This is a genomic window from Pseudomonas sp. FG29, from assembly GCF_057809355.1.
Window position 1 is genome coordinate 62018 of sequence record NZ_JBMDJU010000011.1, and the last position, 25347, is coordinate 87364.

Genomic DNA, 25347 nt, shown 5'->3' on the forward strand with positions numbered 1-25347 from the left:
GACTCCTGCAGCCGCAGACCGCCAGGCATGCACTACGCGCCTGGCGACCTGCTGGCACGGCTTACTTCATTTCCGGCAACCGCGCTTCGCTCTTCACCTCGGTGAGGGCTACCGCTTCAGCCGGTACTACGACCTGCTGCTGACGCAGCAGATCTCCCATGGCGGCAACCACCCGGTACATCGAGAATTCCTCGTTGTAGCGCACCTCGGTGTAGCGGCGGTTGGCGGTGAACAGCTCGTTCTCGCTGTCGAGCAGGTCGAGCAGGGTGCGCTGCCCCAGGCTGAACTGTTGCTGGTAGGCCTCGCGCACACGTGCGGTGTATTCGGCGTAGTCGCGTGCCTTGGGCGTTTGCAGGCGGGCGTTCTCCATGGCGTTCCAGGCCAGGGAGAGGTTCTCGTTGATCACCCGCAGCGCGTTGTTGCGGATGTCCATCGATTCGTTGACCTGGTGCGCGGCCGATTGCAGGCGGGCCTTGTCGCGCATGCCGTTGAACAGGTTGTAGTTCATCACCACGCCTGCCCGCCAGGAGTTGTAGTGGCCCTCGTCGCCCTGCACGTTGTCGTTGGCATTGGTGGCCAGCTCGATGTCGAAGCGCGGATAGAAGGGCGACTTGGCCACTTCGTACTGTTTCTCGGCGGCGTTGACGTCGGCCTGGGCGGATTTCAGGAAGGGGTTGTTGTCCATCACCGTTTGCCGTGCGGCCAGCAGATCAGCCGGCATGCCGCCCTTGACCGAGGAGGGTGAGACCAGCTCATCGGGCATCCTGCCCGTTGCACTGAAGAAGTTGGCTTCGGCATCGGACAGGTTGACCTCCTCGGTGTAGAGGTTGTTCTGCGCCAGGGCCAGACGGGCTTCGGACTGGTCGAGGTCGGCTGCGCTGCCGACGCCCTGGCGGCTGCGCAGGCCGATCTGGTCGTTGATGCGCTGGTGGGCCTGCAGATTGTTGCGTGCCAGGTCGACCATCTCGCGGCGCTTGAGCACATCGAGGTACACCTCCACGGTGCGCAGGGCCAGGCTTTCGGACGTGCCCAGCAGACGGTAGGCGCGGGAGTTCACCACCGCCTCGGTGCGGGCCACCTCGTTGGGCGTGTTGAAGCCATCGAAGAGCATCTGCCGCAGGCGCAGTTCGGCGTCGCGGTAGTTGAGTGTCTCGGTGTTGTGATCACCCAGCGCGCGGGTGCTCGGGCTGTCGGTGTTTTCCCGACCGTAGCCGACCAGCAGGTCGACGGTCGGCAGGTAGCCGCCACGCGCGAACTTGACGTCCTCGTCCGAGGACAGGCGGCTGTTCACCGCTGCGCGGACTTCCGGGTGGTTGTCCAGCGTGCTCTGGATGGCCTCGGAAAGTGTCATCGCATGAACCTGCATACTGGCCATCGCCAAAAGCATGGCGCTCCACAGAGGGGTGAGAGTGCGCATCGGGAGTCTCCTTAATCGAAGTTCTTATCCTGTCGCCAGAAAAATGGCTTTTTTGACTTACAAACCGTTTCAAGCTTGTAACATCAAATCTAAGAACAACTTTTTGAGTAGCTAAGAAGATTTTTTCACAAGCCATATTCACAAAAAATCTTATGAACTCTGCGAAAAGCAGCACATTGTTTGAACGTATCGGTCGCGCAGCGCCCCGTTTTCCGGGGCTGTGCGGCCAAAACAAACGGTCAGGCACCAGAAGGGCGGGAATTAATCTGATGGAATAGTTCGACGCGGACTGTGGTGACATTTTTTTGTCAGTAGCGTTTTTTGAGTTTTGCGCCGCTCCATTCCACTCAGTGCTGTTTTTCCCTCCTCACGCGTTGAACAAGGTGCTTTGGCCCTTTCGAGTGATACGTGTCGGCGTGGGTCGGCAGCCGTAGTGAGGATGGAATCATGGCTACTCTTATCGGTATCGTCAGTCAGGTGGTCGGCGAAGTGTTCGCGGTAGCGAGCGATGGATCGCGCCGGCCAATCAGCGAAGGGGATCGGGTTTACGCGGGTGAGCAACTGGTCACCGGCGCCACTGGCGCGGTCGCCGTGGCCATGAGCAATGGCGAGCAACTGACCCTGGGGCGCGACAGCAGCCTGACCCTCGATACGCAACTGCTCGGTGACAACGGTGACTACCGGCCGCCCGTGGTCGAGACACCGCCGACCGCGCCCTCTGACGGCGACCTCACCGATGTCGAGCAACTGCAGGCGGCTATCGAGGCTGGTGCCGACCCGACCCTGCAAGCCGAAGCGACCGCCGCCGGGCCTGGTGCCGGCGGGGGCGGCGCCGGTGGTGCGGGCGGTGGCAATTCCTTCGTGCTGCTGAGCGAAGTCGGCGGCGCGGTCGACCCGACCATCGGCTTTCCCACTGAAGGGCTGAATGCGGCGCCGGAGTTTCCTGCACCGGAAATCACCGCCGCAGCCGTGCCCGACGGCGTTCCCACGGGCGGTACTGCCGCCAATGCGGTCGATGAAGACGGCCTGCCCGATGGCATCGTCGGCGGTGTCAACGATCTGGACGGCGCCGCGACCCAGGTCACCGGCGTACTGGGCTACAATTTCGGCCCCGATGGTCCCGGCACCTTCACCTGGTCGACCGCCGGCCTGGCCGCGCTGGGCGTCACTTCCGGTGGCATGCCGCTGGTCTATCAGGTCAGCCCAGATGGCCTGACGCTGATCGCGACGGCGGGAGAGTCCGTGGTGTTCGTGGCCCAGGTCACCAACCTGGCGACCGGCGCCTATCAGTTCCAGCTTTTCGCCCCCCTCGATCACGCAGCCCCGGAACTGGGCGGCAGTGACGAGAACGACATCCTCTACCAGTTCGGCTACACCATCACCGACGGTAACGGCACGCCAGCGACCGGCAGCCTGAGCATCCTGATCGACGACGACAGCCCCGTGCAGTCGGGCGGCGAGCAGGAACGGCCGTGGATTCGCGGCCAGGTGCACGAGGACGCGCTGAGCAGCGGTAATGCCGAGCCGGGCAACCTGCCGACGCAAACCACCCAGGCCATCGGTGAGCCGGGCACGCTCAACAACCTGGTCGACTTCGGCGCCGACGGCCCCGGCAGCTTCCAGCTCGACACCCGTGCCGAAGCGCTGAGCGACCTGCAGGCGCTGGGTTTGTCATCGGCCGGCCAGCCGTTGGTCTACTCGGTCTCGGCAGACGGCACCACCCTGACTGCCACCGCTGGCGCGGAAGGCGCGCCAGTATTCACCCTGGTGGTCGGCGCGGACGGCAGCTACACCTTCACCCTGCTCGGGCCTATCGATCATCCGCAGCAGGACGGGGTCGACTCGGAAACACTGGGTAGCAGTGAGTTGTCCCTGGACTTCTCGAAGCTGCTGATCGCCACGGATTTCGACGGCGATGCCGTGCCTGGCGGTTTCGTCAGCGGCAGCTTCGTTATCGATATCGAGGACGACGTGCCAGTGCAGATCGGTGGCGAGGAGCATCCGGTGGTTACCGGTCAGGTGCAGGAAGATGCCCTGACTGGCGGCAATGCCGAAGGCAGCGGTCAGACGCTGACGGCCAGCGGTGCGGCAGGCACCCTGGATGCACTGGTGGAATTCGGTGCGGACGGTCGCGGCGGCTTCCAGTTGAGCCAGGAACCTGGCGCTTTGTCCGGGCTGCAGGCATTGGGCCTGACCTCTGGCGGGGTGGCGCTGGTGTACAGCGTCTCCAGCGATGGCACCACGCTGACCGCGACGGCCGGCGAGGACGGCCAGCCGGTCTTCAATCTGGTGGTGCGGCCTGACGGCAGCTACGACTTCACCCTGCAAGGCCCGGTCGATCATCCGCAGCAGGATGGTGTGGACTCGGAAACGCTGGGCGGCAGCGACCTGGCGCTGGACTTCTCCGGTGTGTTGGTGGCCACCGATGGCGACGGCGATCCGATCTTTGGCGGCTTCACCGATGGCAGCTTCGTCATCGATATCGAGGATGACGTGCCGGTGCAGATCGGCGGCGAGGAGCGTCCGGTGGTTACCGGTCAGGTGCAGGAAGATGCCCTGAGCGGCGGCAATACCGAAGGCAGCGGCCAGACGCTGACGGCCAGCGGCGCGGCCGGCACCCTGGATGCGCTGGTGGAGTTTGGTGCGGACGGGCGCGGCGGCTTCCAGTTGAGCCAGGAACCTGGCGCCTTGTCCGGGCTGCAGGCGCTGGGCCTGACCTCCGGCGGAGTGGCGCTGGTGTATAGCGTCTCCAGCGATGGCACCACGCTGACCGCGACGGCCGGCGAGGGCGGCCAGCCGGTCTTCAATCTGGTGGTGCGGCCTGACGGCAGCTACGACTTCACCCTGCAAGGCACGGTCGATCATCCGCAGCAGGATGGCGTGGATTCGGAAACCCTCGGCGGCAGTGGTCTGGCGCTGGACTTCTCCGGCGTGCTGGTGGCTACCGATGGCGACGGTGACCCAATCTTCGGCGGCTTCGCCGAGGGCAGCTTCGTCATCGATATCGAGGATGACGTGCCGGTGCAGATCGGCGGCGAGGAGCGTCCGGTGGTTACCGGTCAGGTGCAGGAAGATGCCCTGACCGGCGGCAATGCCGAAGGCAGCGGTCAGACGCTGATGGCCAGCGGCGCGGCCGGCACCCTGGATGCACTGGTGGAGTTCGGTGCGGACGGTCGCGGCGGCTTCCAGTTGAGCCAGGAACCTGGCGCCTTGTCCGGGCTGCAGGCGCTGGGCCTGACCTCCGGCGGAGTGGCGCTGGTGTATAGCGTCTCCAGCGATGGCACCACGCTGACCGCGACGGCCGGCGAGGGCGGCCAGCCGGTCTTCAATCTGGTGGTGCGGCCTGACGGCAGCTACGACTTCACCCTGCAAGGCTCGGTCGATCATCCGCAGCAGGATGGTGTGGACTCGGAAACGCTGGGCGGCAGCGACCTGGCGCTGGACTTCTCCGGTGTGCTGGTGGCCACCGATGGTGACGGCGACCCGATCTTCGGCGGCTTCGCCGAGGGCAGCTTCGTCATCGATATTGAGGATGATGTGCCAGTCCTGAAGAACCTCGATCCGCAGCAGGCGCTGCCGGGCGGGACGGTGCATGAGGATCTGCTGTCCTCGCCTTACACCGGCAATGCCGAGGGTGGCGCGCAGACCTTGGTGGTAAGCACTGAAACGGGCGCGGGGACGCTGAGTTCGCTGGTGTCCTTCGGGGCTGATGGCCCTGGCGCTTTCGGTCTGGTTGACGGCGATACCGCCACCGCGCTGCTGCAGGCTCAGGGCCTGAAATCAGGGGGTGAAAACCTGGTCTACGACGTGGTGGAAACCGTTGTCGACGGCAAGCTGGTCAGCACCACGCTGACGGCGGTATCTGCCGACAGCCTGGGCAATTACCCGGTCTTCACCTTGCAGGTGAATGCCGATGGCAGTTTCAGTTTCACCCTTCAGGGGCCGATCGACCATCCCCAGGCCAATGGTGATGATGGCGAGCTGTGGAGCAACGCTGGGGCAACCGGGATCGACTTCACCCAGCTGTTCACCGCTACCGATGGCGATGGCGATCCGCTAAAACTGCCTGAGGGCAGCAGTGGGCTGTTCGTCATCAACATCGAGGACGATGTTCCCGAACTGGTGACCAGCGAGCCGGAATACAGCCTGACCTTGACCTATCAGGGCGGCGATGCGTCCTACGCCAATAGCTACGGTTATTACATCAAGGGGGCGGACGGTGTGCCGGTCAGCGGTGTGGTGGTGTGGTCCGACACGACCCAACTGAGTATTGGCAGCAGCGTGACGCTGGAAGGCCTGGCCCCCGACAGCATTGGCTTCTTCATCATCCCTAACGGTGGTGCCAATGGCGTCAGCAATGGCACCGAGGTGAGCTTCGAGCTGGTCGATGGCCAGTGGCAGGCCTTTGCCAATGGTTCTCCGCTGGTAGGCGAAGGCGGTGCCAGCGTGGTGTTCGACAATCCGGCACTGAATCCTGATAACAAACCCCATGTTCAGGACAACGCCGCCCCCGGCAATCAGAACTGGGAAGACGTCAACAACAGCGGCAGCGACAACGACTACAACGACGTCAACATCCAGGCCACCTGGACGAACAGCACACCGCCCGCCATCGGTGGCACCGTTCATGAAGACAAGCTCGACACCCCGCATGTCGGCAATCCCGAGTTTGGTCAGACCCTGGTGGTCAGTACCGCTACCGGCGCGGGCAGCCTGGCCTCGCTGGTGGCCTTCGGTGCCGATGGGCGCGGCAGCTTTGGCCTGGTCAGCAGCGAGGCCGCTACGGCCGCTCTCGATGGGCAGGGCCTGGCCTCGGCGGAAAGGCCACTGGTCTATACGGTCAGTGAAAGCCTCGACGACCAGGGCCATCTGCTCAGCACCACGCTCACCGCGACCGCTGCCGCAGAGGTCGGTGGCTATCCGGTGTTCACCCTGGTGATCAATGCCGATGGCAGCTTCAGTTTCACCCTGCAGGGGCCGATCGATCATCCGCAGGCCGATGGCAACGACAGTGAACTGTGGTCGAGCAATGGCCAGATCGGCATCGACTTCACCCATCTGCTGGCCATCACCGATGGTGACGGCGATCCGCTGAACATTCCTGAAGGTGTGGGCGGCCTGTTCGTGATCAATATCGAGGACGATGTGCCGACCCTGAGCCTCGGAGTCGACGGCCAGGCGCTCGGGCAACTGGAGGTGGTTCTGGACGAAACCCGTGGTGAGCAGGATCGCTACGCCGCCAACGACGACACCAGCCAGGGCTATATCAATGACGATGCCAGCGGCGCGCTGGCGCGTACCACGACTCAGGTTTCTGGCGGTCTCAGCGCGTTGTTCAGCGTGACCGCCGCGGCCGGGGCCGATGGCCCTGCGTCGTTCAGTAGCAGCCTGAGCTTTACCGGCATCCCGCCTGAGGGCCTGGCCACCACGCTGTCGGCCACTGATGGCGGGGCCATCCGTCTGGTCGTCGATGCCTCCGACAGCCAACTGCTCAGAGGGCTCGACAGCAGCGGCGATACGGTCTTCACCATTGCCATCGTCACGGTCGACGGTCAGGCGCAATTGCAGACCACGCTGTTCGAGGCCATTCGTCACCCGGACAACGGCCAGCGCTTCGATGAAGCGGTCGACCTGCTGATCAAGGACGGTTCGCTGAAACTGCAGTATCAGGTGACCCTCGTCGATGGCGACGGTGATGCCGTCACCCGCAGCGAGAGCGTGGAACTGGCCGGCGGCAAATCGTCCTACTTCTCCTTCCAGGACGACGGGCCGAAGATCACGGCTTTCTCGGTTGCCGAGGGGGCGAAGCTCTATGTAGACGAGTCGGTCGGTACGGCCGGCTCCAGCGAGAATGAACCGGGCTATGCCGCGCCGAACGATGAGGTCGGCCATGGCAGCGTGCTGGGTTACGCGCGCATCCAGGGCAAGGATTTGTTCAGCCTGAGCGCCGACGGTGGCGCGGATGGCCTGGATGCCAGCCGTACCCGCTTCAGCCTGAGCCTCAGCGCCAATGGTGTGGATTCGGGCCTCGATGCCACGGCAGGCGGCGACATCCAGCTATTCAAGGACGGCGACGACAACATCCTCGGCAAAGCCAACGGCGTCACCATCTTCAAGATCAGCGTCAATGCCACCGATGGCAGCGTGACCCTGGAACAGTACAAGGCCATCGCCCATGGCGATACCGGCAGCCACGACGACCTGGCGCTGATCAAGGAGGGTGTGCTGAAACTCGGTGTGACCGTCTATGACAAGGATGGCGACGCGCAGAGCGCCAGCCTGGATATGGGCAAGGTGGTCGGTTTCGAGGATGACGGGCCGAAGATCAGCGAGTTCGAACTGGAGCGCTGGGCCAAGCTCTACGTCGACGAGTCGGTTGGCAGGGGTGGCTCCAGCCAGAGCGAGCCGGGTTGGGCGGCGCCCGACGACGAGCAGGGGCACGGTAACGTGCTCGGCTACGCCCGGATCGAGGGGCACGATCTATTCGACCTCAGCGTGGATGCCGGCTCCGATGGTCTCTATGCCAGTCGTACGCGCTACCAACTGACGCTTACTCAGCAAGGTGTCGACTCCGGGCTGGATTCCACGGCCGGTGGCGACATCCTGTTGTCCAAGGACAGCGATGGCAACATCCTCGGCACGGCCAATGGCGTCACCGTGTTCAAGATCAGCGTCAATGCCACCGACGGCAGCGTGACACTGGTGCAATACCAGGCGATCAAGCATGGCGACAGCGGTGATCACGACGACCTGGCGCTGATCAAGGATGGCGTGCTGAAACTCGGCGTGACCGTCTACGACAAAGACGGCGACTCGCACAGTGCCAGCCTGGATCTGGGCAAGGTGGTCGGCTTCGAGGATGACGGGCCCAAGGTTACGTCGTTCGAGCTGGAGCGCGGCGTGCGCGTGTATGTCGACGAGTCGGTCGGGCAGGGCGGTTCGACCCAGAACGAGAACGGCTACGTGGCGCCGACCGACGAGGTCGGGCATGGCAACGTGTTGGGCTACGTGCGTGTTGCGGGTGGCGATCTGTTCAATCTGAGCGTCGATGCCGGTTCCGATGGCCTCGATGCCAGTCGCACTCGCTACAGCCTGACGCTCACCAGCAACGGTGTAGATTCGGGGCTGAACGCCACGGCAGGCGGCGACATCCTGCTGTACAAGGATGGCGACGGCAATATCCTCGGTAAGGCCAACGGCGTGACCGTGTTCAAGATCAGCGTCAATGCCACTGATGGCAGCGTGACGCTGGAGCAGTACCAGGCGATCAAGCATGGTGATACCGGCAGCCACGACGAGCTGGCACTGATCAAGGATGGCGTGCTGAAACTCGGCGTGACTGTCTACGACAACGATGGCGATTCGCACAGTGCCAGCCTGGATCTGGGCAAGGTGGTCGGCTTCGAGGATGACGGGCCTCTGGTTACCTCGTTTGCCTTGGCGCAGGGCGCGCGGCTGTATGTCGATGAGTCGGTTGGGCAGAGCGGCTCCAGCCAGAACGAACCCGGCTATGCCGCACCGAACGACGAAGTTGGCCATGGCAATGTATTGGGCTATGTGCGCGTTCCGGGGGCTGATCTGTTCAGCCTGAGCGTCGATGCCGGTTCCGATGGACTCGATGCCAGCCGCACCCGCTACAGCCTGACGCTCACCAGCAACGGTGTTGACTCGGGGCTGAACGCCACGGCAGGCGGCGACATCCTGCTGTTCAAGGACGGCGACGGCAACATCCTCGGCAAGGCCAACGGCGTCACCATCTTCAAGATCAGCGTCAATGCCACCGATGGCAGCGTTACCCTGGAGCAGTACAAGGCCATCGCCCATGGCGATACCGGCAGCCACGACGAGCTGGCACTGATCAAGGATGGCGTGCTGAAACTCGGCGTGACCATCTACGACAAGGATGGCGATTCGCACAGTGCCAGCCTGGATCTGGGCAAGGTGGTCGGTTTCGAGGACGACGGGCCCAAGGTCACTACCTTCGAGCTGAGCCAGGGGGTAGGCCTGTACGTCGACGAGTCGATTGGCACCGCTGGTTCCAGCCAGAACGAGCCCGGCTATGCGGCGCCGAACGATGAGGTCGGTCATGGCAGCGTGCTCGGCTATGCGAGCATTCAGGGCCAGGATCTGTTCAATCTGAGCGTCGATGCCGGCTCCGATGGTCTGGATGCCTCGCGTACCCGTTTCGAACTGAACCTAAGCAGCAATGGCGTGGACTCCGGGCTGGATGCCACGGCTGGCGGTGACATCCTGTTGTCCAAGGATGCCGACGGCAACATCCTGGGCACGGCCAACGGCGTGACCGTGTTCAAGATCAGCGTCAATGCCAGTAACGGCAATGTGACCCTGGAGCAATACCAGGCGATCGAGCATGGCAATACCGGCAGCCACGACGAGCTGGCACCGATCAAGGAGGGCCTGCTGCAGCTCGGCGTGACCATCTACGACAAGGATGGCGATTCGCACAGTGCCAGCCTGGATCTGGGCAAGGTGGTTGGCTTCGAGGACGACGGGCCTTCGGCTGGCATCAGCCAGGCCGCCTTCGCCCTTGACGATGAAGGACTGGCCAATGGCATCAATGGCGGCGAAGGCGATGTGTCCGGCACTTACACCACGGTCACCGGCACCCTCGACTTCACCACCGGCTCCGATGGCTTTGGCAGCATCGCGCTGTCTGGGCCGAGTGTGCTCGGTATCGAGAGTGTCACCTCGACCTGGAACGCCCAGACCAACACCCTGACCATCAGCAGCGATGCCCGTGGTGTGTTGCTGACCGTGGCTCTCACCAATCCGGCTGCCGGCGCCTATAGCGTGCAACTGCACCAACCGCTGATGCATGTAGCCGGCCTGGACGAGAACGACATCACCCTGCAGATCGGCTACACCCTGACCGATGGTGACGGTGATACCGCCGAAGGGCGGCTCGATGTGCTGGTCAACGATGACACACCGACCATCCAGGCCCTGCAACCGGGTTTCGAGTCGCAGGCAACGTTGCTTGGCAGCAATGCCGGCTTCGACAACAGCTATGGCTACTACACCCGTGATGCCGACGGTAATCCTTCGGTAGGCAAGGTGATCTGGGCGGACGTCAAGGCTGAGGCTACAGGCAGCACCTTCGACCTCGATGGCCTGGATCCGAACGAGGTTGGCTTCTTCATCATTCCCAACGGAGCGGCCAATGCTGCCCTGAGCAATGGCGCCGAAGTGACCTTCGAGCAGGATGTCGATGGTCACTGGCAGGCCTTGCTGGGCGGCGTGCCGCTCACGGGCGCCGGTGGGGCGAATGTGCTATTCGACCGTGCCGAGTTCAACCCGGGCGGTTCGCACCTGCAGGACAATGCGGCGCCCGGTAACCAGAACTGGGAGGACGTGACCGACAACGCCGACTACGACTACAACGACGTCAACACCAACGTCACCTGGGGCATGCCGCTGCAGGTCGATGAAACCGATCTGGGTACGTCGCAGGCGACCGTCAGTCGTAACTTCAGCTCGGCTTTCAATGCCGAATACGGCGCCGATGGCCCGGGCTCGCTGACTTATGGGCTGGTGATCAACTCGGCTGACTCCGGGCTGGTGGAGACCGCCAGTGGCCAGGCGGTCAAACTGGTGCTCAACGGCAACGTGGTCGAAGGGCGAACCGAGACAGGCAATGAGTTGGTCTTCACCCTGAGCGTCGATGCCGCTGGGGTGGTGACCCTCACGCAACTGCTGGCCGTGGTACACCCAACCGCGCAGCCGGACGAGCTGCAGTTGCTCGGTGCCGGCAAGGTCGCTCTGCAGGCCACCATCAGCGATGCCGATGGTGATCACAGCTCGGCCAGTATCGACCTCGGGCAGGTAGTGGGCTTCCGTGATGATGCACCGACCGCGGTCAACGATACGCTGGCTGATGACGTGTCGCGCACGGCCGCCAACCAAGTGATCGGTAACGTCACTGACCTGACCGGCAATGACGATTTCGGCAGCGATGGCAAATCCACCACCGCCCCTGTGCAGATTCTCGGCCAGGGCAGCCAGGGCGGTACCCTGCTGATCGATGTCAATGGCAACCTGATCTACACCGCTGGCAGTGGCGCCAGTGCCGGCCCCGAGACCTTCAGCTATCAGATCCAGGACGGCGATGGCGATACCTCCGTCGGTACGCTGACCCTTAACCTGACGGGCAACGATCCCCAGGGAGGCCAGGCCTTCGGCCAAGTGGACGAAGACGGCTTGCCGGGTGGTCTGGCCGAAGGCCCCAACGACCTACCAGGAGAGGCGACCACCGCCAGCGGCAGCCTGGGTTATCAGGTCGACAGCTTCGGTGGTTTCGCCTGGGATGCCAGTGGTCTGGGTAGTCTGTCTTCGGGGGGCTCGGCGCTTACTTATCAGCTCAGTAGCGATGGCAAGACGCTCAGCGCCTTCGATGCGCAGGACAACCCGGTCTTCACCCTCAGCCTGACCAACGCGGCGACCGGGGATTACCGCTTCGAGCTGTTCAAGCCACTCGATCATGCTGCGCCGAGTTTGCCGGGGACGGCAGACGAGAACGACCTCAGCCTGGCTTTCACCTATCAGGTGTGGGACTCCAGCATGCCGTCGGCACCGGCCGTGGGCAGCCTGACCATCAGCGTGGACGACGACTCGCCGGCACTGCCGGATGATATCGCCAAGTCTGCCAGCGAGCCGCAGGGCATCCAGACCAACCTGATGATCGTGCTGGATCTGTCCGGCAGCATGGACGATGCCCCTCCGGGCGTCAGTAGCTTCAGCAGCAAGCTGGCGTTGGCCAAGGATGCCGTGCAGAGCCTGATCGACAGCTACGACGCACGCGGCGACGTGATGGTGCGGATCGTCACCTTTGCCAACTCGGCCAGTGCCGTGGGTGGCGTGTGGATGACGGCCGGTGACGCCAAAGCCTGGCTCACCGGCCTGGCCAACAACGCCGGCGATGGCTCGACCAACTACGACGATGCGCTGATCAAGGCGATGAATGCCTTCGGCTCGTCCGGCAAGCTGGTCGGCAGCGAGGTGCAGAACGTCTCGTACTTCCTGTCCGACGGCCAGCCGACGCTGTCCAATAGCGGCGCCAGCAACAACAGCGGCAGCCAGTACAACCCGGAACTGGGCGATGGCATCGACAGCACCGAGGAAAAGGCCTGGATCGATTTCCTCAATGCCAACGACATCAAGTCCTATGCACTGGGCATGGGGCTGGGAAGCACCCAGGACAAGACGTTGCTCAACCCCATCGCCTATGACGGCAAGGCGGGCGCCAATACCGATGCCATCCTGGTATCCAACCTCAACCAGCTCAACGACACCCTGCAGGGCACAGTCAGCGGTACGGTGATCAGTGGCAACGTGATCAGCGAAGGCAGCAACGGTTTCGGCGCCGACGGCCCGGCCGCGCACCCCATCGGCCAGGTCATGCATAACGGTGTGAGCTACGACATGTCCTCTGCCGGTTATGACGTGGCCAGCCATGTGCTGACCTTCACCACGGCGGGCGGTGGCACATTCAGCATCAACCTGCTCACCGGCGCCTACAGCTACAGCTTCAACAAGGACGTGGCTGACGACCAGACCGAAACCATCCGCTACACCCTGGTCGACCATGACGGCGATGCCGTTACCGGCGAGCTGGCGCTGACCATCACCGACAGCAGCGAGGTCTATGCCTACGACAACTACGCCCAGGCCAACGTGAGTCAGACTTGGGTCACCCCGAATCCGGTCACGACCGTCCTGGCGGATTTCTCGTCCACCAGCAACGGCTCGTATCCTGGCAATCCCTGGGTCTTCGACACGGAAGACAGCTTCTTCCCGTTCGGTGACGAACGGACAGTGGTGGAAACCAGCAACGTCCTCAATGCTGCCGCGAACAAGTGGGGCGTCACGGCGATTGCCAGTAGCGATACCAGTGGCAACAGCGGGGTCAATGGTGTGCGGGTCGAGGGTGGGCGACTGCAGTTGCGAGATACCAACAGCAGCGATGGCGTCAGCACCAAGGCCGTCACGCCGTCCTTCGAGATCGCTCAGGGCTCGACTGGCAAGCTGTCGTTCGATGTCACCCAGTCGGCGGCCAGTACGGGCGACAGCTTTACCTGGAAGCTCTACCAGCAGTCTGGCAACACCTGGCAGGAGGTAACGGTACAGAGCCAGATCCAGGGTTCGACCCAGACCTTGCTCAACCTGGCAGGCGGAACCTACCGCCTGTACGTCGAGGCCAATGACCGTACTTCGGCCAACCAGAGCCGTAACAACAACCAGTTCCGCGTGACCATCGACAACATCACCCTGGTCACGGTCGCAGCTGCGGTACTGGTCGAGACCGCCACGGCGGTATCAGGCAACCTGATCACCGATCCCAACACCTACCTGCACAGCGAGCACCCGTGGGGCGCGGTGGACAGCAAGGGCAGCGAAGGCGCGACGCTCAGCGTGCTGGACAACGGCAGTTACGTAGCCGTGACCAGCTCGAAGACCATCGATGGGCAGTGGGGCAGCCTGGTTCTGCATAGCGACGGCTCCTACACCTACACGCCGGATGCCGACTACGCCAACCTGGGCAAGGAGGATGTATTCACCTATCAACTGACCCAGGCGGACGGTGATTTCAGCACGGCGAATCTGGTGGTCGGTATCGGCAACTCGGTGGCACCGCATGTGCTCAGCGGCACCGCGGGCAACGACAGCGCCATGGTCGGTACCGTTGGCAGTGACGTGCTGCTGGGGCTCGGTGGCGATGACGTACTCGATGGTGCAGCCGGTGATGATCGCCTGGAAGGCGGCGCGGGCCATGACACCCTGATCGGCGGCATGGGCAATGACATCCTGCTCGGGGGCACCGGCAACGACACACTGATCGGTGGCGTCGGCGACGACATCCTCATTGGCGGTGACGGGCAGGATACCTTCGTCTGGAATGCCGATGATCGCGGCGGCAATTACCATGACGTGGTCAAGGACTTCGATCTGGAAGGCGGGGACAAGCTGGATCTGTCTCAACTGCTGGTCGGTGTCAGCAGCCCGGCCGATGCCGATGCTCTGAGCCAGTACCTCAGCTTCGACTTCGCCAGCGATCCGGGCAGTACCGTGATCAGCGTGTCGAGCAGCGGTCATGTGGGTGATCCGGGCGGTGTCGATCAGACCATCACCCTGGCCAACACCATAGTCGGAGGTGGGATAGGCAGCAGTACGGCCGAGATCATCGACAGCATGCTGGACAAGCATCAACTGGTGGCCTGAGGAACTGTGCCTGCGTCCGAGTGGCGCATCAGAGTTTCCTTAGTTCGCGCGCTCAACTAGAGTAGGGCCCGCTGCCTCTCCGGCAGCGGGCTTTTTTTCGGGCTGTTTTCGGAGGCATCCATGGTTTACGTACAGCGCGACGCCGCTGGCCGCTTGCTCAGAGTCGAGCATGAGCCGTTCGAGGGCATGAACGAGACGCTGGCCGTTGAGAGTGAGGAGCTGCACCGTTGGCTCGAAGCTCGCGAGGAGGTCAAGGCGCGCCTCGACAGTCTCAAACAGTCCGACCTGGAACTGGTGCGGGTACTGGAAGACGTGGTCAGCGTGCTGGTCGAGCGGGGTGTCATCCGCTACACCGACCTGCCCGAGGCCGCGCGGGAGAAACTCGACCAGCGCGCCATCGCGCGGGCCGAGATCGAGGGGCTGACCGGGTTGCTGGGGGACGACGAACCGAACCTGGTCTAGCGGTCGTTTCTCAACGGCCTGCTAAACCGCAGGCGCCGGGGCGCCGATCAAGCGCCCCATGGCGCCGTGAATGCCCAGTTCGGTCAACACGGCCAGCTCACCTTCCGTTTCCACCATCTCGGCGATCAATGGCAAATCGATGCTGTTGGCCGCGCGCTGGATCGCCTCGATGAACATGCGCTTGTCGCCCTCTGCGTCGATGGCGCGGATGTAAGTGCCGTCGACCTTCAGGTAGGCCAGGCCGAGGTGGGTGAGGTTGCCGATCAGGCTGAAACGCCCGCCGAAATGCTGCAGGCCCAGGCTGAAACCTGCTTCGCGGATGCTTTGGCTCAGGCTCTCCAGCTCTGCGGGTGGCGGCAGATGGCGCTCGTCCACTTCCAGGGTCAGATAACTTCCCAGGTCGCGGTGATGGCGCAACAACTCCAGCAATTGCGCGCGGCTCCCTGAGTTGCGCAGGGTGCTCGCCGAGAGGCTCAGTGCCAGCGGTTCGGGGCGCTTTGCCAGGTATTCGAGGCTGTGCTCGAGCATGGCCAGATCCAGTCGGGCGCTCCAGCCCAGGCGTTCGATCCAGGGCAGGAAGCGCCCGGCAACCACGGCCTCGCCCTGTGGGTCGATCAGGCGCGCGAGTACCTTGTGGTGCAGCAGCTGTGCACGTGTGGCGCACTCCACCACGGGCTGCAGGTAGAGCTGGAGCTTACCCTGAGCCAGGGCATCGTCGATCCAGCCACGCCAGTCATGCAGGCTTTGCCCGCTTGGCGCCTCGAAGTCGTCGTTGCGCCCCCAGCAACTGCCGAACTGGCTCTGCGCCTGCGCCAGCGCCTGGTCGGCGCGGGCAATCACCTGGCCAGCCGGCTCGCCGGGGCGGAACGCGGCGAGGCCCAGGTGCGCCACGGGCGTGCAATCGCTGGCTCCGGTATGGCGCAAGGCTTCCAGTTGCTCGACAAGCTCGTTTGCCAGGCGCTCGGCGTCTTCGCTGCGCAAGCCGGGCGCGAGCAGGGTGAACTCGCCACCACGGCTGCGTGCCGCCAGCCATTCGCCGTGCTCCGGGTTGTCGAGTTGGCGCTTGAGCAGTTCGCCGGAGGCCTGGATCAGCTCATCGGTACGCTGGCCGCCGAGGCGCTGGTTGAGTCCGCCGAGATCATTCAGGCGCAGCAGCAGCAGGTAGCCATCCGGGTGCTGTTCGTTGACCACCAGTTGGTTGCCCAGGCGAATGTCGAACTGGCGGCGGTTGGCCAGGCCGGTGAGGCTGTCCTGGTAGGCTTCCTCGCGCAGCTTCTCGCTGCGCGCGGCTTCTTCGGCGAATAGCGTCTTGAGCTTGTCCACCATCTGGTTCATGGCCAGCACCACCCGCTTGAGTTCAGGGGTACGCGGCACGCGGGGCAGAGTGAGAAATTCGCGGCGGGTGATGGCCTGCGCCTGCTGCACCATGTTGTCCAGCGGGCGCAATTGCGTGCGCAGCAGCCAGCCGCCGAGTACGGCGCTGACCAGCCCGCACAGCAGCAACCAGAGCAGGCTGCCGATGGCGCTGTCCCAGAGCTTGGCCAGGGCGAATTGTGGATGGCTGACCACCTCGACCCGCGCCGCCTGTTCCCAGCCACGCATGATCAGCGCGTCGCCGCCTTCGGGCTGCAGGTCGACCAGGTCGACGAACCATTGCGGCACGTTTTCCGGTTTGACCTCGGTGCGGCGCTCGACGATCACCTTGTCGTCGGGTATGCCGACCACGCGGATGCTGGCGAAGTAGCCGCTGTCGAAGATCGAGCTGACCATCAGTTCGAGCATGGCCGGGTCATCCACGTGCGAGGCCATCGACAGGCCGAGCGCAGTGGCGGCGTCCTGCGCGTGGGAGCGCAACTGGCTGAGCAGTTGCTCGCGTGAGGTCTCCACGCTGGCGATGAAGCTGCCGGTGAAGGCCACCACGAGGAACAGGCAGATGGCGAGGAACAGTTGCTTGAGTAGGGACATGAGTTTCCTCCTAGCCTTCGCCCACGGAGAAGCCTTCGGCGCGCATTTTTTTCAGGATGTCCTGCCAGCGCGAGAGCTTCTTCGAGTCGCTCTTGCGTGCGTTGGATCCGGGTAGGTAGAGGCCTTCGGCATTGAACGCATAGACCGGTAGCAGGTCGCGGCGCTGCGAGGCGGGACGGATATCGTTGATCAGGTTGTCCAGCACCAGTGGCTCGGCGCCGGGGCTGGCGTAGTAGGTCAGCACCATGTGCGCCTGGTTGTAGTTCAACGCCTTGACGTAGGTGACGCGCAGCTTCTCGCTGGGGATGCCGAGGCGGCGCAGGGTGAAGTACTTGGCCAGCGAGTAGTCCTCGCAGTCGCCAGCGCCCTTGATCAGGGTCTCTACCGGCGTAGCCCAGTAGTCGTTCTCGCGCCATAACTGCTGGTCGTCGACGAAGCGTACGGTGCGGTTGAAGAAGCGGTTGACCTCGTTGAGCTTGTCCTTCTCGGCCAGCGCGTCGCTGCTAGCGATCAGCGCCTGCCAGTCGAGCAGGCGCTTGCGTGCCGGGCCGAGGTTGCCGTAGCGGCTTTCTGCGTTCTTCAGAATCAGCTCGAAATCCCAGTTGGCCGTGCTTAGGCCAGCCAGTAGCAGGCCGCCGATCCAGAGGATCAGCAGGCGCCCTCGCCATCCCTGAATGCGCAGCCATCGCATGGGGTTCTCTCCGAGCCTGATCGGCTCAGTCTAGGCGAGGCGACGGCTTTCTGCCGCTTGACCGCGATAGCCGTTGATCGGCTGTCAACGCTTTGTCGAACAGGCTGTTTCAGCGGCTCGGCAGCGTCTTCTGGCGCAGGATGTAGATGCTCACGCAAATGGCGCTGGTGAGCATGAACAGGCGCGCCCAGAAGTGCGGCACCAGGTAGCTGGACAGGGCGATGCTCGACCACATCAGCACCAGCGTGTAGACCTTGGCCTTGCGCGGAATGCCCTGGCCATCGAGGTAATCGCGGATCCACGGCCCGAGTTGCGGGTGCGTTACCAGCCAGATGTAGAAGCGCCGCGAGCTGCGCATGAAGCAGGCCGCGGCGAGCAACAGGAAGGGCGTGGTCGGCAACACCGGCAGGAAGATGCCGATGACGCCCAGCGCGATGCTCAGCCAGCCGACCGCCAGCAGCGCATAACGCACGCTGCGGTGGCGGCTTTCGCGAACTTCGCGGGGCATGGCCGAACGGCAGGAATCAGTGGCGCGGCTTGAGCAGGGCGGGCTTTTCTTCCGGGGCCTGGCACAGCAGGAACAGCGCGGTGAGCAGCTCGGGGATCTGGTCGATCATGCTGTCGACCAAGTCATGATCGCGGGCGATCTCGGCGAACTCCTGCTGTTCGTCGAACAGGCCGGAGCCGACCATGATCGGCAGCAGCAGCTCGCTGACTTCGTCTTCGGCGTCTTCGAACCACACGGCCTCGCGCAGGAACACGCCTTCCATGAAGCCGATGCACCAGCCGCGCAGGTCGGAATCGTCCGGCTCTTCGCCGAGGTCGAGGTCGCAGGGCAGCTCGGGCTCTTCCTCGCCGGCCAGTTGGCGGGCGATGTGCGCCTTGAGGTGCACCAGCGTGGTTTCGATCTCTTCGCGCTCGGCATCGCTGCGATAGTGCGGCGGCTCGGCGAACAACGCATCGATCCATTCGCGCTCGGGCACCGGCTCGGGGCAGATGGCCAGGGCGGTCAGATAGCCATGGGCGGCCACGTAGTCCAGCGCTTCTTCATGCAGCTCGTCGGCATCGAGGAAGGCTTGCAGGCGGGACAATTGCTCGGCGAAGGACATCGTGGAGTTACCTTGAGGCTGAATGCGAGGCCAGATTCTAGCAGGCCAGGGGCAAACTACCTACGCCGCGATGGGGTCTACGGCGCGACATTATGCTGGGAGGGGCTTCAGCCGCGATGGCAGGCAGATGTTTTTCCTGATGATCGACGCCGGCTTCGCACAGCCCGTTGCCCAGTCCATGGCCAGAGTGCGGCATAATGCGCGGCTCGATTCGGAGGCCCCCATGCTCGACCACGCCATGCGCATTCTCAAAGACGTTTTCGGCTACGACGCCTTTCGCGGCAATCAGGCTGCGATCATCGAGCGCGTGGCCGCAGGCGGCGATGCCCTGGTGTTGATGCCGACCGGCGGCGGCAAGTCGCTGTGCTTCCAGGTGCCGGCGCTGATGCGCGACGGCCTGGCAGTGGTGGTCTCGCCCTTGATCGCACTGATGGACGATCAGGTCGCCACCCTCGACGAACTGGGCGTGGCGGCCGTGGCACTGAACTCGACGTTGAGCCCTGACGAGCAGCGCGAGATTGCCGATCGCATTCGTCGTGGCGAGATCAAGATGCTCTACCTGGCGCCCGAGCGCCTGGTGCAGCCGCGCATGCTGAGCTTCCTGCAGGGCCTCGACATTGCCCTGTTCGCCATCGACGAGGCGCACTGTGTGTCGCAGTGGGGGCACGACTTCCGCCCCGAGTACCTGCAACTCGGCCAACTCGCCGAACTCTTCCCCGAAGTGCCGCGCATCGCCCTGACTGCGACTGCGGACAAGCGCACCCGTGAGGAAATCGTCCAGCGCCTGCACCTGCAGAATGCCGAGCGGTTTCTCTCCAGCTTCGACCGACCGAATATCTTCTACCGCATCCAGCCCAAGGATAATCCGCGCAAGCAGCTGCTGAGTTTCCTCGCGCCGCGCAAGGGCGATGCCGGCATCGTCTACTGCCTGTCGCGCAAGAAGGTGGAGGAGGTGGCCGAGTTCCTCAGCAGCCAGGGCTATCCGGCGTTGCCGTATCACGCCGGCCTGGCCAACGACCTGCGTGCCTACCACCAGAAGCGCTTCCTCAACGAGGAAGGGCTGATCATGGTCGCCACCATCGCCTTCGGCATGGGCATCGACAAGCCCAACGTGCGCTTCGTCTGTCATCTCGATCTGCCCAAGTCGCTGGAAGCCTACTATCAGGAAACCGGCCGCGCCGGCCGTGACGGCCTGCCTGCTGATGCCTGGATGGCCTACGGCCTGCAGGACGTGATCTTCCTCAAGCAGATGCTGGCCAACTCCGAGGGCGACGAGCGGCACAAGCGCATCGAGCAGCACAAGCTCGACGCCATGCTGGCGCTGTGCGAGGAGCCGCACTGCCGGCGCCAGGCACTGCTGGCCTATTTCGACGAGGAATTGCCGCAGCCTTGTGGCCATTGCGACAACTGCATCGACGGCGTGCAGACCTGGGACGCCACCGAAGCGGCACGCCAGGCGCTGTCGACCATCTACCGCAGCGGTCAGCGCTACGGCGTCGGCCACCTGGTGGACATCCTCCTTGGGCGCGACAACGAAAAGATCCGCAACGCCGGCCATCAGCACCTCGCCGTATTCGGCATCGGCAAGGCGCACAACGAGAACGAGTGGCGCACGCTGTTCCGCCAACTGGTGGCGCGTGGCCTGGCAGATGTCGATCTGGAAGGCTTCGGCGGCCTGCGTCTGACCGATGCCTGCCGGCCGCTGCTGCGCGGTGAGGTGGGGCTGGAGCTGCGCCACGATCCCAAGCCGGCGCAGAGCGCCAAGAGCTCGTCCTCTGGCAGCGCCGCCAGCCAACTGGTGCGTGGCCACGAGCGCGAGATGTGGGAGGCGCTACGCAGCCTGCGGCGCAAGCTGGCCGAGGAGCACAGCGTGCCGCCGTACGTGATCTTCCCCGATGCCACATTGCTGGAAATGCTGCGCAGCCAGCCCGCGACGCTCGGCGACATGGCCCAGGTCAGCGGCGTCGGTGCGCGCAAGCTGGAGCGCTACGGCCAGGCTTTTCTCGATGTGCTCAACGGCGGCGAAGAAGCGCCTGCGCCCGCGCCGGTCGCCGACCTGCGTCATGAGCTGGTCAGCCTGGCCCGCGCCGGCATGACGCCGGCGCAGATCGCCAACCAACTGAACTGCAGCGAGCGCAACGTCTACAGCCTGCTGGCCGAAGCGATCAGCAAACAGCACCTGAGCCTGGAGCAGGCGCTGGACTTGCCTGAGGAACTGCTCGGCGAGATTCAGGATGCGTTTCTCGACGGCGAGGGCGAACTGCCGCCTGTGAGCGAGATCGCTCCGCTGTTCGCCGGCCAGGTCGACGAGGCCGTGCTGTATTGCGTGCGCGCCGCCCTGCAGGCCGAGTTCGAAGGCTGAGCGAGCCAGAGCTTGCAGGTCGGCACCAAGCGCCTGCTAAAGTGAATGCAGGCCGCCAGCAGAGGAGGTGAGGGTGCCGAGTTATCACGCCTGGCTCGATGATGTCCGTCCCAGCCCTTATGCCGATCAACTGAGCCTGGGATTTCGTGGTTTGCGTTTCTCCCGTCTGCTGGAGAGCGAGTACCGCGCCTACCTGCTCGAAGATCGCTTCGAACTCAAGCGCATCTCGCTGATCGTTGCCGTCTTCATCTGGCTGGCATTCGCCGTGCTGGACACCCAGATGATGGATGCGCCCTATCTGGGGTGGATGCTGGCGATTCGCATGCTCGTGCTGGTGGTTCTGCTGGTGTGCGGTTACCTGATCATCCAGCGCCGTCATCCTCATCTGCTACAACCCCTGAGCCTGGCGTGCATCGCCACCGTGGGGCTCGGTGCTGCCTCGATCGTCGCCGTCGCGCATCTGCATGATCCCAACTACCCCTATGAAGGGCTGATGCTGGTCTGTATCGCTGCCTATTTCCTCATCGGCCTGCGTCTGGCCGAGGCCGCTGTCTGTTCACTGGCGATCCTGCTGGTCTATGCGGCGCTGGAGTCATGGGCCGGCCTGCCGTTGCCACGCCTGGTCAACAACCTGATGTTCCTGCTGTTCGGTAACCTGCTCGGTGGCGTGGGCTGTTACCTGCTGGAGTACAAGTCGCGCGAGCATTTTCTGGTGAGTAACCTGATGCGTCTGCTGGCCGACCGCGACAGCCTCACTGGGTTGCACAATCGACGCAGCTTCAACCGCCAGTTCGAACGCCTCTGGCGCCAGGCGCAGCGCAATGGCGAATCCCTGGCGCTGCTGCTGTGCGATGCCGACCACTTCAAGTTGTACAACGACCGCTATGGCCATCAGGCGGGGGATCTGGCTCTGCAGCAAATCGCGCTGCTGCTCGAAGAGGCAGCCCGCCGACCGCTGGATTTCGCCGTGCGCCTGGGCGGCGAGGAGTTCGCCGTGTTGCTGTTCGATACACCGCGGGAAGAGGCGCTGCGCATCGCCGAATCGATACGCCAGGCACTGGTGGCGCTGAACCTGCCTCACGAAGCGTCGTCCAGTGAGGTTCTCACGCTGTCGCTGGGTGTCGCGGTCATCCAGCCCCGCGAGGGTGATGAGTTGAGCACGCTGTATGCCCGAGCGGATCGGGCGCTTTACGAGGCCAAGGCGTTCGGTCGCAATCGAGTCGTTGGCTGAGCTGAAACGACACGCGACAATCTGTGGGGTTGCTCTCAGCGAAGGGTTATGGCTAGCTGGCTAATAATTAGTTTTTGACCTTTGTATGAGCTGATCCATGTCTTACCCTGACCAACACCGTTTTGCCATGCAGGTCGCGCAGTTGTCGCGCGCCTGGCGTTCCGAACTTGACCGTCGCCTGGTCGGCCTTGGCCTGTCCCAGGCGCGTTGGCTGGTGCTGCTGCACCTATCGCGCTTTCCCGAAATGCCGACTCAGCGCGAGCTTGCACAAAGTGTCGGGGTCGAGGGGCCGACCCTGGCCCGACTGCTCGACAGCCTGGAGGCGCAGGAATTGGTGACGCGTATTGCCGTACCGGAAGATCGCCGGGCCAAGAAAATCGCCCTACAACCCAAGGCGCAGCCCCTGATCGAGAAGATCGAGGCTATTTCCACGCAACTGCGCCAGGAAGTCTTTGTGGGTATCGACGAGGACGATCTGCGCCGCTGCCAACTGGTGCATGCGCGGGTACTCGCCAATCTGACGAAGTGACCGCGATACAGGCCCGACTGCGCAGCAGATGATGTGTTCTGTTGGCGCAGTGTCCGTTTTTTGACTGAAAGCGCTTGCTGGTGTCGGGGCTTCGTCGGCAAACTGGCGGCACTGTGCTGCTTTGTGAAGCAGTCGTCATAATGTGAGGCGGGATCGGGCGCGCAACCGGGTTCTGTTTCTGAGAGGTTGATCTATCGTTTCGTGCGCTAATCTTCTGTAACAGAAGGCCGCCGCAGAATGTCTGACGGCGCTGCACGACGCGCAAAATGTGGAGGTCGCATGGCTCGGCTGCGTAAATTGGTTCTGGCAGTGGCCTCTGGCACCGCTCTTTATTCCGGCGTTGCGTCGGCATTGGGGCTAGGTGAGATCACCCTGCACTCGGCTCTGAGCCAGCCTCTGGATGCGGAAATCGAGCTGTTGCAGGTTGGCGATCTGGCAACCTCGGACATGCATGTGCGTCTGGCGCCTGCCGATGTGTTCGCGCGCTCGGGCGTCGAGCGCGTCTACTTTCTCAACGACCTGCGCTTCACCCCCATTCTGCGTGGATCGCGTAGCGTGATCCGGGTGGTGTCGAGCAAGCCGGTGCGTGAGCCGTATCTGAACTTCATCGTCGAAGTGGCGCGCCCGGGCGGCCAGCTTTATCGCGAATACACCGTACTCCTCGACCCGCCAGGCTCGACTGCCTACAGCAGCAGTGCCGCCCCCATCGCGGCAACGGCGGCGACCCGCTCACCGCAGGCTGCGGTCTCGGCGAACAAGGCGCCGGTGCCTACTCGTATGCCGCCAGCCGCCCTGGGGCAGCGTTATCGCGTGCAGGGTGGTGACAGTCTCTGGAGTATCTCCGGCAAGCTCGTCGCTTCCGGTAGTTCGGCCAGCCGCGAAAGCCTGATGGAAGACATCTTCGCGTTGAATCAGGCGGCCTTCGTAGGTGGCGACCGCCATCGTCTGCGCGTTGATCAGCAACTGCTGTTGCCGGATTCTGCGGCACCTGCCATGGCGGAGGTCGCGCCGCTGCCGGCCAGTCAACTGAGTGCTCCGGCCGCAGAGGTTGCGGGAGCCCAGGTCAGCGCACCGACTTCTTTGCCTAACGAGGCAGCAGCTGCGCAGCCATCGCTCGATGCACTGGCGAGCGAGACACCTGCGCCTGCCCCCTTGAGCGAGGAGGTCGCGCAGGTTAACGCCCAGCTGCAGACCGTGACCGACCAGAACGCCCAATTGCAATCGGCGCTCAGCCAGATGCAGAGCCAACTGGATCAGTTGCGCCAGCAGATGGAGGAGAAGGATCGTCAGCTGCAGGTCATTTCCCAGGAGATGGCGCAGCGACCTGCTGCCGAAGCGATCACGCCTCCAAGCGAGGCGGCGTCCAGCTCCTCGTTCGGCTGGAGCTCCTGGCTGATGGCTGGGCTGCCGGTGCTCGGCCTGGCGCTGTTCGGGCTTCTCGTTGCCTATCGACGTCGCGCCAAGGAGCAGGCACCCGAGCCGACGAACGAAGCGCCGCGGCTTGCACCTGTCGGCGAATCCCCAACGGTGAGCCGCCCGGTGGTCGTCGAGCCTGTCGCTGAGCCCGATCCGCTGGAGGGTGCCAACGTCTATATCGCCTACGGCCGTTTTGCCGAGGCGGCCAGTGCGCTGCGTCGTTCCATCGAGCTTTATCCGCAGCGCGCCGATTTGCGTCTGCGCCTGAGCGAGGTTTATGGCGAACTGGGTGATGAGTCGGCGTTCCTTGACCAGGAAAAGGCGCTGCTCGATCTGGGCGTGCCGCCTGCGCGTATCGAACCGATCAAGGCCCGCTACTTCGCCGGCAGCCGTGCGCAGGCTGTTCAGCCTGCCGCAGTTGCCGAGCCCGAGGCCGTCGAGCCCCTCGTCGACAGTGATTTCCAGCTCAACCTGGACGATCTCTCTCTGGATGCCGACTGGGATCTGGTCAGCCCATTCAAGGCCGACACCCCGGCCCGTCTGAAGAAGGCCGAAGAAGAGGTGGCGCATGACCCACATTTCGCCAGCAACCTGCGGGAGCTGCCGGAAGTCTTCGAGATGGACATGGAGCACGGCGAGTCGCGTGTCGAGCCGGTGGACGAATATGTACTCGACGAGCAGTTCCTCGACGCCTTCGCCGACGAATCCGAGCAACCGCTGCAGCCGATCGACCTGGATCACCTGGCCGGCAATCCCGAGCACATGACCAAGCTCAATCAGGCGTTGGCCTACATCAAGCAGGGCGATATCGCGGCAGCGTGCGACATCCTCAACGAAGTGATCGACGAGGGCGACGAGCAGGAGAAGGAGGCAGCGCGCCTGCTTCTGGCCGAGATCGCCTGATTGCCACCGCTCAGGTGAATCGACAA

The 25347-nt window shown here is 63.7% G+C and carries 11 protein-coding genes; 6 read left to right on the forward strand and 5 right to left on the reverse strand.

All coding sequences use genetic code 11. The features are described 5' to 3' along the window. Positions 1–61 precede the first annotated feature (61 nt). Positions 62–1417 carry a TolC family outer membrane protein gene (locus ACODS1_RS13405; RefSeq protein ID WP_322978178.1) on the reverse strand — a complete coding sequence of 452 codons (1356 nt, stop codon included), beginning with the start codon at positions 1415–1417 and terminating at the stop codon, positions 62–64. 447 nt (positions 1418–1864) lie between these two features. Here ACODS1_RS13405 and ACODS1_RS13410 point away from each other — a divergent pair, with 447 nt between their 5' ends. Both ACODS1_RS13410 and ACODS1_RS13415 read left to right on the forward strand, forming a co-directional pair. Further along, complete coding sequence (locus tag ACODS1_RS13410; RefSeq protein ID WP_489086040.1) at positions 1865–14653, forward strand: retention module-containing protein; 12789 nt, start codon at positions 1865–1867, stop codon at positions 14651–14653. 120 nt (positions 14654–14773) lie between these two features. Beyond that, entirely contained in the window at positions 14774–15115 is a 342-nt protein-coding gene (locus ACODS1_RS13415) for a tryptophan synthase subunit beta (protein WP_322978176.1), read from the forward strand. A gap of 21 nt (positions 15116–15136) precedes the next feature. On the opposite strand, the gene lapD is transcribed toward ACODS1_RS13415, so the two are convergent. From lapD to ACODS1_RS13435, 4 genes are all read right to left on the reverse strand, one after another. Beyond that, positions 15137–17080, reverse strand: a complete 1944-nt coding sequence (gene lapD, locus ACODS1_RS13420) for a cyclic di-GMP receptor LapD (protein WP_489086041.1) — start codon at positions 17078–17080, stop codon at positions 15137–15139. Between the two features lie 10 nt (positions 17081–17090). After that, positions 17091–17771 carry a cysteine protease LapG gene (gene lapG / locus ACODS1_RS13425; RefSeq protein WP_489086042.1) on the reverse strand — a complete coding sequence of 227 codons (681 nt, stop codon included), beginning with the start codon at positions 17769–17771 and terminating at the stop codon, positions 17091–17093. 109 nt (positions 17772–17880) lie between these two features. Further along, positions 17881–18279 (reverse strand): YbaN family protein, encoded by a 399-nt coding sequence (locus tag ACODS1_RS13430; protein WP_489086043.1) that lies wholly within the window; start codon positions 18277–18279, stop codon positions 17881–17883. Positions 18280–18295: 16 nt separating this feature from the next. Next, positions 18296–18880 (reverse strand): YecA family protein, encoded by a 585-nt coding sequence (locus ACODS1_RS13435; protein ID WP_322978172.1) that lies wholly within the window; start codon positions 18878–18880, stop codon positions 18296–18298. A gap of 223 nt (positions 18881–19103) precedes the next feature. Between ACODS1_RS13435 and recQ the strand changes: the two genes are divergently transcribed. The 4 genes from recQ to ACODS1_RS13455 all read left to right on the forward strand — a co-directional run bounded on the left by recQ (position 19104) and on the right by ACODS1_RS13455 (position 25321). Further along, positions 19104–21242: a DNA helicase RecQ gene (gene recQ, locus ACODS1_RS13440; RefSeq protein ID WP_489086044.1), complete on the forward strand. Its 2139-nt coding sequence runs from the start codon at positions 19104–19106 to the stop codon at positions 21240–21242. Positions 21243–21315: 73 nt separating this feature from the next. Then, positions 21316–22473: a GGDEF domain-containing protein gene (locus ACODS1_RS13445; protein ID WP_322978170.1), complete on the forward strand. Its 1158-nt coding sequence runs from the start codon at positions 21316–21318 to the stop codon at positions 22471–22473. Between the two features lie 97 nt (positions 22474–22570). After that, positions 22571–23002, forward strand: coding sequence for a MarR family transcriptional regulator (locus tag ACODS1_RS13450; RefSeq protein ID WP_489086045.1), 432 nt, complete (start codon positions 22571–22573; stop codon positions 23000–23002). A 279-nt stretch (positions 23003–23281) separates the two neighbouring features. Beyond that, positions 23282–25321: a FimV/HubP family polar landmark protein gene (locus tag ACODS1_RS13455; protein ID WP_489086046.1), complete on the forward strand. Its 2040-nt coding sequence runs from the start codon at positions 23282–23284 to the stop codon at positions 25319–25321. Positions 25322–25347: the final 26 nt, after the last annotated feature.